The organism is Mycobacterium sp. NGS59 (genome assembly GCF_059812345.1).
The window spans coordinates 553,491-569,921 of record NZ_JCALCN010000001.1; the positions used below are offsets into that span (position 1 = coordinate 553,491).

General features: G+C 66.7%; 13 protein-coding genes and 1 pseudogene. 12 read left to right on the forward strand and 2 right to left on the reverse strand.

Annotation, left to right across the window (positions count from 1 at the left end; genetic code table 11):
• Position 1: 1 nt before the first annotated feature.
• Entirely contained in the window at positions 2-2,554 is a 2,553-nt protein-coding gene (locus AC5Y46_RS02315; protein ID WP_499944245.1) for a PE family protein, read from the forward strand.
• A 125-nt stretch (positions 2,555-2,679) separates the two neighbouring features.
• Positions 2,680-2,907, forward strand: a pseudogene (locus tag AC5Y46_RS02320) (PE family protein); the annotation flags it as partial.
• 117 nt (positions 2,908-3,024) lie between these two features.
• Here AC5Y46_RS02320 and AC5Y46_RS02325 read toward each other — a convergent pair.
• A complete protein-coding gene (locus AC5Y46_RS02325) occupies positions 3,025-3,291 on the reverse strand; it encodes a hypothetical protein (RefSeq protein WP_499989979.1) in 267 nt (88 codons plus the stop codon).
• Positions 3,292-3,443: 152 nt separating this feature from the next.
• Here AC5Y46_RS02325 and AC5Y46_RS02330 point away from each other — a divergent pair, with 152 nt between their 5' ends.
• Positions 3,444-4,466 (forward strand): hypothetical protein, encoded by a 1,023-nt coding sequence (locus AC5Y46_RS02330; RefSeq protein ID WP_499989938.1) that lies wholly within the window; start codon positions 3,444-3,446, stop codon positions 4,464-4,466.
• A 330-nt stretch (positions 4,467-4,796) separates the two neighbouring features.
• Here the strand turns inward: AC5Y46_RS02330 and AC5Y46_RS02335 are convergent, their stop codons facing one another.
• Positions 4,797-6,422 carry a PE family protein gene (locus AC5Y46_RS02335; protein ID WP_499989939.1) on the reverse strand — a complete coding sequence of 542 codons (1,626 nt, stop codon included), beginning with the start codon at positions 6,420-6,422 and terminating at the stop codon, positions 4,797-4,799.
• Positions 6,423-6,789: 367 nt separating this feature from the next.
• On the opposite strand from AC5Y46_RS02335, the gene argC reads away from it, so the two are divergent.
• The 9 genes from argC to AC5Y46_RS02380 all read left to right on the forward strand — a co-directional run bounded on the left by argC (position 6,790) and on the right by AC5Y46_RS02380 (position 16,427).
• Positions 6,790-7,833, forward strand: coding sequence for an N-acetyl-gamma-glutamyl-phosphate reductase (gene argC, locus AC5Y46_RS02340; RefSeq protein WP_499989940.1), 1,044 nt, complete (start codon positions 6,790-6,792; stop codon positions 7,831-7,833).
• Positions 7,830-9,044, forward strand: a complete 1,215-nt coding sequence (argJ, locus tag AC5Y46_RS02345) for a bifunctional glutamate N-acetyltransferase/amino-acid acetyltransferase ArgJ (RefSeq protein ID WP_499989941.1) — start codon at positions 7,830-7,832, stop codon at positions 9,042-9,044. Before argC ends, argJ begins: the two co-directional genes overlap by 4 nt.
• A complete protein-coding gene (gene argB, locus AC5Y46_RS02350) occupies positions 9,041-9,928 on the forward strand; it encodes an acetylglutamate kinase (RefSeq protein WP_499989942.1) in 888 nt (295 codons plus the stop codon). Before argJ ends, argB begins: the two co-directional genes overlap by 4 nt.
• Complete coding sequence (locus AC5Y46_RS02355) at positions 9,925-11,115, forward strand: acetylornithine transaminase (protein ID WP_499989943.1); 1,191 nt, start codon at positions 9,925-9,927, stop codon at positions 11,113-11,115. The genes argB and AC5Y46_RS02355 overlap by 4 nt, the downstream gene beginning before the upstream one ends.
• Entirely contained in the window at positions 11,112-12,038 is a 927-nt protein-coding gene (gene argF, locus AC5Y46_RS02360) for an ornithine carbamoyltransferase (protein WP_499989944.1), read from the forward strand. The genes AC5Y46_RS02355 and argF overlap by 4 nt, the downstream gene beginning before the upstream one ends.
• Complete coding sequence (locus AC5Y46_RS02365) at positions 12,035-12,541, forward strand: arginine repressor (protein WP_499942831.1); 507 nt, start codon at positions 12,035-12,037, stop codon at positions 12,539-12,541. The genes argF and AC5Y46_RS02365 overlap by 4 nt, the downstream gene beginning before the upstream one ends.
• 13 nt (positions 12,542-12,554) lie before the next feature.
• The gene (locus tag AC5Y46_RS02370) at positions 12,555-13,751 is read left to right on the forward strand and encodes an argininosuccinate synthase (protein ID WP_499989945.1); all 1,197 of its coding nucleotides are present in this window, start codon (positions 12,555-12,557) and stop codon (positions 13,749-13,751) included.
• A 79-nt stretch (positions 13,752-13,830) separates the two neighbouring features.
• The gene (gene argH / locus AC5Y46_RS02375; protein WP_499942827.1) at positions 13,831-15,243 is read left to right on the forward strand and encodes an argininosuccinate lyase; all 1,413 of its coding nucleotides are present in this window, start codon (positions 13,831-13,833) and stop codon (positions 15,241-15,243) included.
• Between the two features lie 122 nt (positions 15,244-15,365).
• Positions 15,366-16,427, forward strand: coding sequence for a type III polyketide synthase (locus AC5Y46_RS02380; RefSeq protein WP_499989946.1), 1,062 nt, complete (start codon positions 15,366-15,368; stop codon positions 16,425-16,427).
• Positions 16,428-16,431 lie beyond the last annotated feature (4 nt).

Sequence of the window (16,431 nt, forward strand, 5' to 3'; positions counted from 1 at the left end):
AATGTCGTTCTTAGCTACCACACCGGATCTGGTCACGGTCGCCGCTGACAATTTGGCCGTACTTCGTAACGCACTCGGTGACGCCGCCGCCGCTGCGGCGGGTCCGACGACCGGATTGGCCGCCGCTGCGGCAGACGAGGTGTCGACCGCAATTTCGCAATTGTTCGGCAGTTATGGCCAACAATTCCAGACGCTGAGTGCACAGGCGACGGCGTTTCACGCCCAGTTCGTGCAGACGTTGAACGCGGGCGCTGCCTCCTATGCGGCCGCCGAGGCTGCGAATGCCACCCAGGCGTTGGCCGCCGCGGTGAACGCACCCGCCGAGGCGCTGCTCGGGCGCCCGCTGATCGGCGACGGCGCCGACGGGGCCGCCGGGGTTTTGGCCGGACGCGGCGGAGACGGCGCGCCCGGCGGCATCTTGTACGGCAACGGTGGCACAGGCGGTGCCGGGGGACCGAATGGCGGAACCGGCGGCAACGGTGGAGCCGCGGGTCTGTTCGGCAACGGCGGCGCCGGCGGGGCCGGAGGCGGCGCAGCCGGTGCGGGCGGTAGCGGTGGCCGGGGTGGGTTGTTCTACGGCAACGGCGGCATCGGCGGGGCAAGCGGCGGCGCAGGCGCTGCCGGAGCCGGCGGCAATGCCGTGTTCTTCGGCAACGGCGGAGACGGCGGCGCAGGGCCGAGCGGTGGCGCTGCGGGCCGCGCCGGACTGTTCTACGGCAACGGCGGCGCCGGTGGCGTCGGAACAGGTGCAGCCGGCGCGGACGGTGGGTTCGTCGGCAACGGTGGCGCCGGTGGTTCCAGCACGACCGGTGCCGGCGGTGTCGGCGGCAATGCGTTCTTCGGCGAAGGCGGTGATGGCGGGTCGAGCAGCGCGGGCGCGGGCGGAGCGGGCGGGAACACCTTCGTCGGCCGCGGCGGCGACGGCGGATCGGCCGGCGGCACCAACAGCGCGGCGGGCGGTGCGGGCGGCAACGTCGGACTGTTGGGCTTCGGCGGTGACGGCGGGGTCGGCGGCACCGGCTCGACGTCGCTGCTGGCCAGCCAAACCGGTGGGGTCGGCGGGGCCGGCGGCAATGCCGGCCTGCTGTTCGGCGCCGGTGGTGCTGGGGGTGCCGGTGGCGCGGGCGCCAACAACACGGCGGCAACGGGTGCCGGTGCCGGCGGCGCCGGCGGTGCGGGCGGCAACGCCAGCCTGTTCGGCGACGGGGGGGCCGGCGGCGCCGGCGGGACGGGTGGGAACAACACCAATTCCAGCACTCTTACCGGGGGTTCCGGCGGGCGCGGCGGAGCCGGCGGCCAGGGCGGCGCGGGCGGGCTGTTCGCCGGCAGCGGCGGCGATGGCGGAACCGGCGGCACCGGTGGAACTACGGCTAGGAACAGTGCCTCGACTCCTGGTGGGGCCGGTGGTGTGGGTGGTGCTGGTGGCAATGCTTTCGGTCTCGGTAGTGCAGGCGACGGCGGCGCCGGCGGCACAGGTGGGGCGCACACCAACGGCGGCACAGGTGGCGCCGGCGGGTCGGGCGGCAACGGCGGCAACGCGGTGCTCGTCGGCGGCGACGGCGGAGCAGGGGGCGGCGGTGGAGCCGGCGCTACACCGGGGGCCACCGGGAGTGCCGGTAACCCCGGCCAAACCTTGTTCGGCCTGCCCGGTGGGGCCGCGGCGGCCGCCGCCGTCAGCGGCAGCATCCCCATCTTCGAGCCCTACCAGGACCTGATCAACAACACGGTGACGAACCTGGAAAGCATCAGCAACAACTGGCTGGCCAACCCGGCACCCTTCCTGCAGCAATTCCTCACCAACCAATACGGCTACAGCGAGCTGACCCTGGCATCGCTCACCAACGCGGCCAGGGACTTCTCGATCGGGTTAGCCGGGATACCGCCGAGTCTGCCGGTCGCCTTCCAAGAACTACTGGCGGGCAACCCGAGTGGCGCGGTGCGCACAGTCGGCGGGGCGTTGCTCGGTACTTTGATCACCGGTCTTGACACGTCTGATCTCACGAACATCAAGCCGGTCGGCACACTGGGCGACCTGTTGCCGATCTTGAGCATTCCCGGAGATTTCGCGCAGAACACGACCAACGTGATCCAGAGCCTTACCGACACAACCATCGCGGCCTCGATCACCGTCTCGCCGATACCGGGCGGGAGTATGACCTTCGGTTTGCCGTTGGTGATGGCGATCAACGCTCTCGGTTCACCGGTCACCACGCTGATGGCGGCGGCCGACAGCACGACGACGTTTTTCAGTGCGGTGCAGGCCGGGAATGCGTCGGCCGCGTTCGCGGCGTTTGTCGGGGCCCCGGCCAACATCGCCGACGGCTTTCTCAACGGCGAGGCGACGCTGCCGTTGACGCTATCGCTGCCGGGCTTGCCGCCTGCGACGGCCGGCATCCCGCTCGGCGGAATTCTCTCCCCGCTGCGCCCGTTCACCGCGACGGTCTCAGTGTTGGGTGTGCCCGTCACCATCGTCCTGACCGGCACTCCTGCCGGCGGTCTCATTCCCGCCCTATTGAGCTACGCGCCGACTCAACTCGCGGCGGCCATCGCGTAAGTGTCAATGAATTCAAAATGGCAGCGCCATTAGTTCATTAGCTCGTCAAAAAACAATGCCGCACTGGCGTTTCACCGTCATCGCATCCGGGTACATGCCCGGCGTAAATCAGGCGTCGACGGGAGATGGCTGTGTCGTTTGTGATCACCGATCCGGAATGGATTACGGCGGCAACCGGACAGCTGGAAGGCATCGGCTCCTCGTTAGGTGAGGTTGCAGCGGCATTCTCGGCCCCGACCACGCGCATTGCTGTCGCCGCCTCGGACGAGATCTCGGCTGCGATATCTCAGCTGTTCGGCAGATTCGGCGAAGAATTCCAAGCCGTCAACACGCAAGCTGCGGCGTTTCACGCCGAGTTCGTCCGTGCGTTGAGCAGCGGCGCGGCGGCGTACGTCGGCGCCGAGATCGCCAACGCGGAAAGGCAGCTACTGAACGGCTCGGCGGCCGCCGCCGACCCGCTCGGCGGGATCCTAGGGCCGATCCTGGGCGGTGGCGCCAGCACGGGCGGCGGCCTCGGTGGGCTGCTCGGCGGCAGCGGCGGATTGCTGGGCCCGATTCTGTTCGGCGGCACCGGCGGTTTGCTGGGACCGCTCGTCGGCGGCAACGGCATCCTGACCTCCTTGGTCGGCGGCGGACCGCTCGGCCCGGTCTTCAACGCCGCCGGCCAGCAGTTCGGCGCCGGGATATCGGCGCTGCTCGGCGGCACCGGCGCCCAGTTCCTCACGGGCCAGCTGCAAGGGCTGGGCTCTGTGCTGCTCCCCGGACTGTTCCCGAGCACCGGCGGGGTCGTCACCGGCCCCCGATTGGCGGTGCCTGGCAGCAACTCTTCGTCAACACCGGCAACAATCTGGCTGCGCTCAGCAATGCTTTTGCCGCTGACCCGTTCCCGTTGCTGCGGCAGATCGTTGCCAACCAGCAGGGTTACGGGGCCCAGATCGGCGCCGAACTCGCCTACGCGGCGCAGAATCCCGGTCTCGTCGCGCAGACCGGTCTGGGGTACTTCGCCTCGGGTAACGCGGCAACCGACTTCCAAGCTGCTGCCAGCGGCATTGTCAGCGGTACGGTCGGAAACTTCCAGACCCTCAACACGTCCTTCTCGGCTTTCAGCCGCGACCTGTCGGCGAACCTAGCGAACTTCCCGGCCGACTGGGCCAAGGTCAGCCAAGACATCGCGACGGGCCAGTACAACCTCGCGGTAACCGACGGCACCTCGGCTGTGCTCAACATCTTCTTGAGCGGATTCGACACCAGCAACCTGGCGGACATCAAGCTCGTCGGACCGATCGGCGATCTGTTCCCGGTCCTGTCTTTACCCGGCCAGAATCTCAGCGGATTCAGCACCCTGCTGCCGGCCGATTCCGTACCCGCCCAGATTCCCAACAACTTCGGCCGGTTCTTCACCGCGCTCGCCGATACCAGTGTTTCGACCACGATCAGCGGAACCGTGATTCCCCCGGCGCTGATACTCGGTGCGAACTTCGGGTTACCGCTATCGCTTCTCTTCGGTGTGGCAGGCGCACCAGTCGCGGCGCTCGACGGGTTGGCAACCGCCGGGACGGTCATCGGGGGCGGCATAGCGACCGGCAATGCGATCCAGGTGGCTGGCGGCGTGATCGACGCGCCTGCATACATCTTGAACGGTCTGCTCAACGGTGAAGCCATCGTGGATCTACCACTGCCGGTGACGTTCACTGTGCCTGTGCTCGGTGATCTCAATATTCCGGTCGTCGCCCATCTGCCGTTCAGCGGGCTGCTGGTGCCGCCGCATGCCATCACGGCGACGGTGCCTTTGGAGCTGTTTGGCATAAACATCCCGATCAACCTGACTTTGGGTGGCACCAGGTTTGGCGGCATTTTCCAGCTGCTGGCGAACACCGGCTTTAGGACACTCGCCGACTCGATCACCAACTAGTCGAGATAGAGCCAACGGGGCCAACGCATTTGACGGCTCATGCCGAATCGAACTGCTCGACGAGGACGCAGAGCCCGCTGCGGGCGTGCCGGACTAGCGTTTATCGCACGGCAGCCTCCGGTAATGAATCGCTGTGGGAGGCAGCGGATTTGATTGCACGGAGGCCGAGTGCGGGGTGTGTGAGCGGAATCGGTTGCGGCGCTTGATGACTCTTCGCGGCGGGCACGCAACGTCTGGACGCCGCCTTGTCGCCTGCCAATGCGCCGCAACCTATAAAGAGACGCGGCACCGGCGAAATGGCCGGTGCCGCGTCATCAGGATCAGTGACTACTAGCCCACCTGGAAGCCGAAGCTGGCGTTGAGGGCTGCTTGCAGAGCCAGCTGCAGGTTCTGCAACGCGGCGTTGCCCGCTAGAGCGAAGTTGAGAGCGATGTCGTCCAGCGATCCCAGGAATGCGCCGCCGGTCTGCGAGAGTCCGGCCAGTGCACCCGAGAAGGTGGACGCCAAGGTTCCACCAGTTTGACCGAAGCTTGCGAGTCCGGCTCCGAAGCTGGCGCCCAGAGCACCGCCGAGGACATCGGTGATCTCGTTCGCGGCGTTGACCCAGATGTTGGCTATTGCCATACCCGTTTGACCGGATCCGCCGAGGGCGGAGACCAGGTTGGCAGCCACGTTCGCGCCGGTCCGCGTCAAGCCGTTCAATCCGGCTCCGAGGCTGGCCGACAAGCTTTCGCCAGCGTCGACCAGGGCGTTGAGTCCACCGTTCAGCGACCCCGACAGGGCTGCACCCAGTTGGCTCGCGATCCCGGCATTGAGGGTAAGGCTCAGCGCCGCACTCAAGTCGGGCAGGACCAGTCCGGGGAAGCCGGGCAGGGTGAAGCCTGGGAGGCCGAAGTTCAGCGGCGGGAAGGTGAAGCCGGGGAAGCCGGGCAGCGGCGGGAGGGTGAAGTCGCCGGCCAGGTCGACCAGGGCGTTGAGGCCGCCGGTGAAGGCGGCGCCGAAGTCGGGCAGGACCAGTCCGGGGAAGCCGGGCAGGGTGAACCCTGGCAGGCCGAAGTTCAGCGGCGGGAAGGTGAAGCCGGGGAACCCGGGCAGCGGCGGCAGGGTGAAATCGCCGGCCAAATCGACCAGGGCATTCAGGCCGCCCGTGACAGCAGCGTTGAGCGCGGGCAGTCCACCGGTCAGCACAGCGGAAATGTTGCCGATGAGTCGTCCGCCGGTCGCCGCAAGCTCGGCCAGGTTGGGGAGGATGCCGCTGAAGTTTGCCGACAGATTCAGATTGAGGTTGGCGCCCAGAGCTGCATTCGCGAGTGCGGACAGCGCTGCATTCGCCTGGCCACTCAAGGCGGCGCCAGATGCCGACAGGCTTGCCCCCAGGCCCTGGAAGGCCGCGCCGGCGCCGATGATGGCCTGACCGGTCTGCGCCAGTCCAGTGCCCAGACCTGAAGCCAATGCGCCACCAGTCTCAAGAGCAAGTCCCGCGCCGAGGCTGGGAAGAGCCGTGAGAGCCCGCAATGCGGTGGCGGCGTTCAGGCCCAGAGACCCGGAACCTCCGATCGAGCCGCCGAAGCCACCGAGGGATCCGCTCAGGGCCCCTTGGAAACCAGCGGCGACGTTGTTGAGGCCGATCTCGATGTTGGCCGCAATGTTGTTCAGGTTGAACAGCGCCGAAATATTCAGTGCTTCCGCGGCGGCGTAGGACGTCGCGCCTCGGGTCAGGAGAGTGACGAACTCCTGGTGATACGCCGCCGCTTGAGCGTTGACGGCCTGGTATTCGCTACCGAAGGTGCCAAACAGCCGCGCGATAGCGGTCGATACCTCGTCCGCCGCGGCCGGCGCCAGCTCGGTCGTGGCGAGTACGGCCGACGAACTTACCTCGACTAGTGAAGACCCGATACCGGCCAACTGGTCGGCCGCAGCTTCCACGAACGCAGGTACAGCGATAACAAATGACATGTCCATCTCCCCAGATGACCCAAATAGACAAGCCTTGACTCGGCGACGCCCGAACGCCGCTGAGACAACACGTGCCCAATAGGTCCCCAAAGGGGAGGGCGCTTAAACCAGTTATTTCTAAGAGTTTTCGGCCCCGAATCTTAGGGTCTGCGATCGCCGCCGCAGTCCTACCTTTTGGCCGAAAACCGTTGTGCCCGAGAGCATTTGCTCCGATGTGAATGGGGCGAAATCGACACAATGGGACAGTACGCCGCGGCGTGTCGGTTTGACAACGATAACGCCGATCCTCCTCGCATGTGGCGGAACGAAAAATCTGCTCACAACGAATGAATTTGCGATCGACTGCATAAACATGCACAATCGCCGGATGGTCGACGCGATACGGGTTGCGGTTGCCGGAGCCACCGGATACGCGGGCGGCGAGGTCCTGCGCCTGCTGCTCGGGCACCCCTCTTACTCGGACGGCCGGCTGGTCATCGGATCAGTGACGGCGGCGTCCAGCGCCGGCAGCACGCTCGGCGAGCATCACCCGCACCTTGTTCCGTTGGCTCATCGCGTCGTCGAACCCACCGAGGTTGCCGTCCTGCGCGGTCATGACGTCGTCTTCCTCGGTCTTCCGCACGGGCACTCGGGAGCGCTCGCCGAGCAACTCGGACCCGAAACGCTCGTCATCGACTGCGGTGCGGATTTCCGACTAACCGATTCTCAGGCATGGGAGCGATTCTATGGCTCTGCGCATTCCGGGAGCTGGCCTTACGGCCTGCCGGAGCTACCGGGAGCGCGGGAGCGGTTGAAAGGGACCCGCCGTATCGCAGTACCGGGCTGCTATCCGACGGCGGCACTGCTGGCCCTCCTGCCTGCGGTCGCCGACGATCTCATCGAGCCCGCAGTCACCATCGTCGCCGTCAGCGGCACTTCGGGGGCCGGGCGCACAGCCAAGGCCGACCTGCTCGGGGCGGAGGTCATCGGATCGGCGCGCGCCTACAGCGTCGGCGGCGTCCACCGGCATACCCCCGAGATCGCACAAGGACTGCGGGCGGTGACCGACCGTAACGTCACAGTGTCGTTTACCCCGGTGCTCATCCCGACGTCACGCGGAATCCTGGCGACGTGCACCGCACGCACCCAAGCGCCGATCTCGCAACTGCGAACGGCATATGAGAAGGCCTACGACGCAGAGCCCTTTGTCCATCTGCTGCCTGACGGGCAGCTGCCCCGCACCGGGTCCGTGATCGGTAGCAACGCCGCACACATCGCCATCGCGGTGGACGAAGACGCCGCGACGTTCGTGGCGATCGCCGCGATCGACAACCTGGTCAAAGGCACCGGTGGGGCCGCCGTGCAGTCGATGAACCTGGCGCTGGGTTGGCCGGAGGGCGAGGGGCTTTCGATCGTCGGGGTGGCGCCATGACCGATACCGTCGACTCCACGAGGCTGGTGCGGGCGCAAGGGGTGACGGCTCCGGCCGGCTTCCGCGCCGCCGGAATCGCGGCCGGCATCAAGGCATCCGGTGCGCCCGACCTGGCGCTGGTCTTCAACGAGGGTCCCGACTATGCGGCGGCGGGGGTGCTCACCCGCAACAAAGTCAAGGCCGCGCCGGTGCTGTGGACACAACAGGTGCTGACGACTGGGCGACTGCGGGCGGTGATCCTCAATTCCGGTGGCGCCAACGCCTGTACCGGTCCCGGTGGCTTCCAAGACACCCACGCGACCGCTGAAGCAGTGGCAACTGCGTTGTCGGACTGGGGAACCGAGACCGGCGCCGTAGAGGTCGCGGTGTGCTCCACCGGGTTGATCGGCGACCGGCTGCCGATGGATAAGGTACTGGCCGGTGTCCGCGACGTGGTGCACGAGATGCACGGTGGCCTTACCGGCGGCGACGATGCCGCGCACGCCATCATGACCACAGATACCGTGCCCAAACAGGTTGCACTGCACCACAAAGACAACTGGACCGTCGGCGGGATGGCAAAGGGCGCCGGCATGCTGGCGCCGTCCCTGGCCACCATGCTGTGCGTGATCACCACCGACGCCGTGGCCGACGCCCACGCCCTCGGGCAAGCGCTGCGACGCGCCACCATCCGCACATTCGACCGGCTCGACGTCGACGGAACCTGCTCGACCAACGACACCGTGCTGCTGCTCTCCTCGGGAGCCAGTGAAATCGCCCCGGCGGCAGAGGATCTCGAAGAGGCGGTGTTGCGGGTCTGTGACGACCTGTGCGCTCAGCTGCAGGCGGACGCCGAGGGTGTCACCAAGCGGGTCGACGTGACCGTGAAAAGTGCTCGCACAGAAGACGATGCGGTGACCGCAGCGCGGGTGATCGCTCGCGACAGCCTGGTCAAGACCGCATTGTTCGGTTCCGACCCGAACTGGGGACGGGTCCTGGCCGCCGTTGGATTGGCCCCGGTCTACCTGGAACCCGATCGAATCACAGTGTCCTTCAACGGTTTCGTCGTCTACCGCGACGGCGTCGGCACCCCGGGCGCGCGCGACGTCGATCTGACCGGCAGCGATATCGATATCGTGGTGGATCTCGCTGTCGGCGACGGCACCGCCACCATCCGGACTACGGACCTGTCGCACGGATATGTCGAAGAGAATTCGGCCTACAGCTCATGACGGAGACCACCGAATCGCTGTCAACCCAGGTCAAGGCGCAGGTGTTGGCCGAAGCGCTGCCGTGGCTCAAGCAGTTGCACGGCAAGATCGTCGTCGTCAAATACGGTGGGCACGCCATGCTCGACGAATCACTGCGGCGGGCGTTTGCCTCCGACATGGCATTCCTGCGCAACTGTGGCATCCATCCGGTGGTTGTGCACGGCGGAGGGCCGCAGATCAGTGCCATGCTGCGTCGGCTGGGTATCGACGGTGATTTCAAGGGTGGATTCCGTGTCACCACACCGGAAGTGCTCGACGTGGCCCGCATGGTGTTGTTCGGGCAGGTAGGCCGGGAACTGGTCAATCTGATCAATGCGCATGGACCGTACGCGGTCGGCATCACCGGTGAAGATGCTCAGCTGTTCACAGCCGTGCGTCGCAGCGTCACCGTCGACGGCGTGGATACAGACATCGGTCTGGTCGGTGACGTCGAGCTAGTGAACACCGCCGCGGTGTTGGATCTCATTGCCGCACGGCGGATTCCGGTGGTCTCGACGCTGGCGCCTGACGTCGATGGCGTGGTGCACAATATCAATGCTGACACGGCGGCCGCGGCGCTGGCCGAAGCGCTGGGAGCCGAAAAGCTGCTGATGCTCACCGATGTCGAAGGTCTGTTCACCAGCTGGCCGGACCGAACTTCGTTGGTCAGCGAGATCGACACGGCCACCTTGGCCCAACTGTTACCCCGTCTGGAGGCGGGCATGATCCCCAAAGTGGAAGCGTGCTTGCGGGCCGTCACCGCCGGTGTGCCTAGCGCACACGTCATCGACGGACGCGTCGAGCACTGTGTGTTGGTGGAGTTGTTCACGAATGCGGGAACCGGCACCAAGGTGGTGTCGGCGTGACGCAAACCGAAGCGGTGCAGCAGCGTTGGCAGGCCGTCATGATGAACAACTACGGCACGCCGCCGATGGCGCTGGCTAGTGGTGACGGCGCCGTGCTGACCGACGTGGACGGCAAGACTTACGTCGACCTGCTCGGCGGCATCGCCGTCAACGTGCTCGGGCACCGCCACCCCGCCGTCATCGATGCTGTCACACAACAGATGTCGACATTGGGGCACACCTCCAACCTCTATGCCACCGAACCCGGTATCGCGCTGGCCGAGCAACTGATCGCCCTGCTCGGCGCCGAAGCCCAAGCGCGTGTGTTCTTCTGCAACTCCGGGACCGAAGCCAACGAGGTGGCGTTCAAGTTGACCCGCCTGACCGGTCGCACGAAACTCGTTGCGGCACAGGAGGCGTTTCACGGCCGCACGATGGGTTCCCTGGCGCTCACCGGACAGCCCGCCAAACAGGCGCCATTCCAACCGCTGCCGGGCAACGTGACACACATCCCATACGGCGACGCCGATGCGTTGGCAGCCGCGGTCGACGACGACACGGCCGCAGTGTTTCTCGAACCGATCATGGGGGAGAGCGGTGTCGTCGTCCCTCCCGGGGGCTACCTGACGGCCGCGCGTGAGATCACCTCCCGGCACGGCGCCTTGCTGGTGCTCGACGAGGTGCAGACCGGGATGGGCCGCACGGGAACGTTTTACGCCCATCAGCACGACGGCATCACTCCCGACGTGGTGACGTTGGCCAAGGGCCTCGGAGGTGGGCTGCCGATCGGGGCGTGCATCGCGATAGGGCGGGCCGCAGATCTGCTGACTCCCGGATTGCACGGCAGCACCTTCGGCGGCAACCCTGTCTGCACCGCGGCCGCGCTGGCGGTGCTCAAGGTGCTGGCCACCGACGACTTGGTGCGTGGTGCCGATGTCAAAGGCAAGGCCCTGCGGCACGGCATCGAATCACTGGGCCACCCGTTGATCGACCACGTGCGCGGTAGGGGGTTGCTGCTGGGGATCGTGCTGACCGTCGCGAGCGCCAAAGACGCCGAGGCAGCCGCCCGAAGTGCCGGTTACCTGGTGAACGCGGCCGCGCCCAACGTTATTCGGCTGGCGCCGCCGCTGATCATCGCCGAGCAGCAGCTCGACGGCTTCGTCGCCGCGCTGCCGCGCATCCTCGACGCGGCGGGAACACAGACATGACAAGACATTTCCTGCGTGACGACGACCTGAGCGCTGCGGAACAGGCCGAGGTCCTCCAACTTGCCGCTGAGCTGAAGAAGGACCCGTTCGCCCGTCGTCCCCTCGAGGGGCCCCGCGGAGTGGCGGTCATCTTCGACAAGAACTCCACCCGGACCCGGTTCTCCTTCGAGATGGGCATCGCGCAACTCGGCGGCCATGCCGTGGTCGTCGACGGACGCAGCACCCAACTGGGCCGCGACGAGTCCTTGGAGGACACCGCACGGGTGCTGTCCCGCTTCGTCGATGCCATCGTGTGGCGGACCTTCGGGCAAGAGCGCCTCGTCGCCATGGCCTCGGCTGCCACCGTGCCCGTCGTCAACGCGCTGTCCGACGAGTTCCATCCCTGTCAGGTGCTGGCCGACCTGCAGACGATCGCCGAGCGCAAAGGAAGCCTCCACGGCTTGAAGTTGACCTACCTCGGCGACGGCAGCAACAACATGGCTCACTCGCTGATGCTCGGTGCGGTGACCGCCGGCATGCACGTCACCATCGCTGCACCGGAAGGGTTTACACCCGATTCCGGCGTAGTCGCCGCCACCGAGCACCGCGCCCGGGATACCGGCGCCGAGCTGACCGTGACCGATGACCCGGACTCAGGCGCCGACGGCGCCGACGTCCTGGTGACCGATACCTGGACGTCGATGGGACAGGAAGACGACGGCCTGGATCGCGTCAAGCCGTTCCGGCCGTTCCAGATCAACCAGCGACTGCTCGACCTTGCGCACCCCGAAGCCATTGTGCTGCATTGCCTTCCGGCGCACCGCGGCGACGAGATCACCGATGAAGTGATGGACGGGCCGGCCAGCGCGGTGTGGGACGAGGCCGAGAATCGACTGCACGCGCAGAAGGCGCTGCTGGTCTGGCTGTTGGAGCGGTCACGATGACGAACGGCAACACCAAAGCGTCACCGGAGATCAGCGCCAATCGCGCCGGACGGCAGGCGCGCATCGTGGCGATGCTGTCCACCCGGGAGGTGCACAGTCAAAGCCAACTCGCGGCCCTGCTGGCGGCGGAAGGAATCGAGGTCACCCAGGCCACCCTGTCCCGCGATCTCGAGGAACTGGGCGCGGTCAAGCTGCGCGGCGCCGACGGCGGTGTCGGCGTCTACGTCGTCCCCGAGGACGGCAGCCCGGTACGCGGGGTCGCCGGCGGTACCGGACGGCTTTCCAGGCTGCTCGCCGAGCTGCTGGTGTCCACCGACGCCAGCGCCAACCTCGCGGTGTTGCGCACCCCGCCCGGGGGCGCCCACTACCTGGCCAGCGCGCTCGACCGCGCCGCGTTACCGTACGTGGTCGGCACCATCGCCGGTGATGACACCGTGTTCGTGGCAGCTCGTGAGCCGATGACCGGCGCCGATCTGGCCACCGCTATCGAGAACCTCAGATAAAGGAGATTGGTTCATGTCAGAGCGCGTCATCCTGGCCTATTCCGGCGGCCTGGACACCTCGGTGGCCATCAGCTGGATCGGCAAGGAGACCGGCCGCGAGGTCGTCGCCGTCGCGATCGACCTCGGCCAGGGCGGCGAGGACATGGAGGTCGTCCGCCAGCGGGCACTGGACTGCGGCGCCGTCGAAGCCGTCGTCGTCGACGCCCGTGACGAGTTCGCGGACGGCTACTGCCTGCCCACCATCCTCAGCAACGCGCTCTACATGGACCGCTACCCGCTGGTGTCGGCCATCAGCCGGCCGTTGATCGTCAAGCATCTGGTCGCCGCGGCACGCGAGCACGGCGGCGGCATCGTCGCGCACGGCTGCACCGGCAAGGGCAACGACCAAGTTCGGTTCGAAGTCGGATTCGCTTCGCTGGCACCCGATCTCGAGGTACTGGCCCCGGTCCGCGATTACGCCTGGACCCGCGAGAAGGCCATCGCGTTCGCCGAGGAGAACGCCATCCCGATCAACGTCACCAAACGCTCGCCGTTCTCGATCGACCAGAACGTGTGGGGCCGCGCGGTGGAAACCGGCTTCCTCGAACACCTTTGGAATGCGCCTACCAAAGACGTCTACGACTACACCGAAGACCCGACCGTCAACTGGAACACCCCCGACGAGGTGATCGTCGGCTTCGAACAGGGCGTGCCGGTATCCATCGACGGCAAGTCGACATCTGTTTTGCAGGCCATCGAGGAACTGAACCGGCGCGCCGGCGCACAGGGCGTCGGGCGCCTCGATGTCGTCGAAGACCGGTTGGTGGGCATCAAGAGTCGCGAGATCTACGAGGCACCCGGCGCGATGGTGCTGATCACCGCGCACGCCGAACTCGAGCACGTCACCCTCGAGCGCGAGTTGGGCCGGTTCAAGCGTCAGACCGACCAGCGCTGGGCCGAACTGGTATACGACGGCCTGTGGTACTCGCCGCTGAAGATCGCGTTGGAGAGCTTCGTCGCCAAGACCCAGGAGCACGTCACCGGCGAGATTCGGCTGGTCCTGCACGGCGGTCACATCGCCGTCAACGGGCGGCGCAGTGCGGAGTCGCTCTACGACTTCAACCTGGCCACCTACGACGAGGGCGACACCTTCGACCAGTCCATGTCGAAGGGCTTCGTCTACGTGCACGGGTTGTCGTCGAAGCTGTCCGCCCGCCGGGACCTGCGGTGACCGTCGTCCGGCGAGCAGACGCAAAAGCCCCCGACACGCCGGGCGCAAAGGGGCTTTTGCGTCTGCTCGGCACAAAAAAGTGAGCACCAACGAGGGGTCGTTGTGGGGTGGGCGGTTCGCCGGCGGGCCCTCCGACGCGTTGGCCGCGCTGAGCAAATCGACCCACTTCGACTGGGTGCTGGCACCGTACGACATCATCGCTTCGCGCGCCCACACCGTGGTGCTCTACCGGGCCGGCCTGCTCACCGAAGAACAGCGCGACGGCTTGCTGGCGGGACTGGACAGCCTGGCCGAGGACGTCGCCGACGGCAGCTTCGGTCCACTGGTCTCCGACGAAGACGTGCACGCCGCGCTGGAACGCGGACTCATCGACCGCGTCGGGGCGGATCTCGGTGGCCGCTTGCGGGCCGGGCGGTCGCGTAACGACCAGGTGGCGACCCTGTTCCGGATGTGGCTGCGCGACGCGGTACGGCGGGTCGCTGACGGCGTGCTCGACGTCGTCGCCGCGCTGGCAGACCAGGCCGCCGCACACCCGACGGACATCATGCCGGGCAAGACGCACCTGCAGTCGGCCCAGCCGATCCTGCTGGCGCATCATCTGCTCGCCCATGCGCAGCCGTTGCTGCGCGATGTGGACCGCATCGTGGACTTCGACAAGCGGGCGGCGATCTCGCCCTACGGCTCGGGCGCGCTGGCCGGCTCGTCGCTGGGCCTGGATCCCGACGCGATCGCCGCCGACCTTGGCTTCACCGCCGCCGCCGACAACTCGGTCGACGCCACCGCGGCCCGGGACTTCGCGGCCGAGGCGGCGTTTGTCTTCGCGATGATCGCCGTCGATCTGTCCCGGCTGGCCGAAGACATCATCTTGTGGAGTTCGACGGAGTTCGGCTACGTCAGCTTGCACGACTCGTGGTCCACCGGCAGCTCGATCATGCCCCAGAAAAAGAACCCCGACATCGCCGAACTGGCCAGGGGCAAGTCCGGGCGGCTGATCGGCAACCTGGCGGGGCTGCTGGCCACGCTCAAAGCCCAGCCGTTGGCCTACAACCGTGACCTGCAGGAGGACAAGGAGCCGGTGTTCGACTCGGTGCTGCAGCTGGAGTTGCTGCTGCCGGCGATGGCCGGGCTGGTGGGCAGCCTGACCTTCCATGTCGAGCGGATGGCCGCACTCGCGCCGGCCGGTTACACACTCGCCACAGATATCGCTGAATGGCTTGTGCGACAAGGTGTTCCGTTCCGTTCTGCGCACGAGGCCGCCGGCGCGGCGGTGCGTACCGCCGAACAGCGCGGTGTCGGGCTGCAAGAGCTCACCGACGACGAGCTGGCCGCGATCAGCACCGACTTGACGCCGCAGGTCCGCGACGTGCTGACCATCGAGGGTTCGGTCATGTCACGTGATCGCCGGGGCGGCACCGCGCCTAATCAGGTTGCCCAGCAACTCACCGCGTTGCGCTCGGCGGCCGACGGGCTGCGGGGGCAGCTGCAGCGCTGAGTGTCGTCCTGCTTCTTTGCCGGTCGGATTAGGGCGGACTAAACTTTGACCTTTGCGCGATCCGATTGACCGATCTTGGTGAACAATGTGGCCTTGATGTTCGTATCAAAGGGGTGGGACCAATGAGCGTCATCGCAGGTGTCTTCGGCGCCTTGCCACCGTATCGCTACTCGCAGCACGAACTGACCGACACCTTTGTCAACATTCCCGATTTCGAGGGTTATGAAGACATCGTTCGGCAATTGCACGCCAGCGCGAAAGTGAACAGCCGCCACCTCGTGCTCCCGCTGGAGAAGTACCCGAAACTCAACGACTTCGGCGAGGCCAACGGGATTTTCATCGAGAAGGCCGTGGATCTGGGCGTCGAGGCGCTGATGGGTGCGCTCGACGAGGCGGGGCTGGCGCCCGAGGATCTCGACGTGCTCATCACCACCACGGTGACCGGACTCGCCGTGCCTTCGCTGGACGCCCGGATCGCCGGACGGGTCGGGCTGCGTCCCGACGTGCGCCGCGTGCCGCTGTTCGGGCTGGGTTGTGTGGCCGGCGCGGCGGGGGTGGCCCGGTTGCACGACTACCTGCGGGGCGCTCCCGACGGCGTCGCAGCACTGGTCGCGGTCGAACTGTGCTCGCTGACCTTCCCCGGGTACAAGCCGTCGGTAGCCGGACTGGTAGGTAGCGCACTGTTTGCTGACGGCGCGGCAGCGGTGGTCGGCGTCGGGGATCGCCGCGCCGAACAGCTGGCGGCGGCCGGCCCGTCCATCCTCGACTCGCGCAGCCATCTCTATCCCGACTCGTTGCGCACCATGGGTTACGACGTCGGCTCGGCCGGGTTCGAGTTGGTCTTGTCCAAGGACCTGGCCGCGGTCGTCAAGCAGTATCTGGGCAACGACGTCACCGCGTTCCTGGGCGAGCATGGCCTGAACGTCGCCGATGTCGGTGCCTGGGTGACCCACCCGGGTGGACCCAAGATCATCGAGGCGATCACCGAGACCCTTGATCTGCCAACGGAAGCGCTGGAATTGACCTGGCGCTCGCTGGGGGAGATCGGCAACCTGTCGTCGGCGTCGGTATTGCATGTGCTGCGTGACACCATCGCCAAACCGCCGCCCAGCGGAAGTCCGGGCCTGATGATCGCGATGGGGCCGGGGTTCTGTTCCGAACTGGTGCTGTTGCGCTGGCACTGAATAC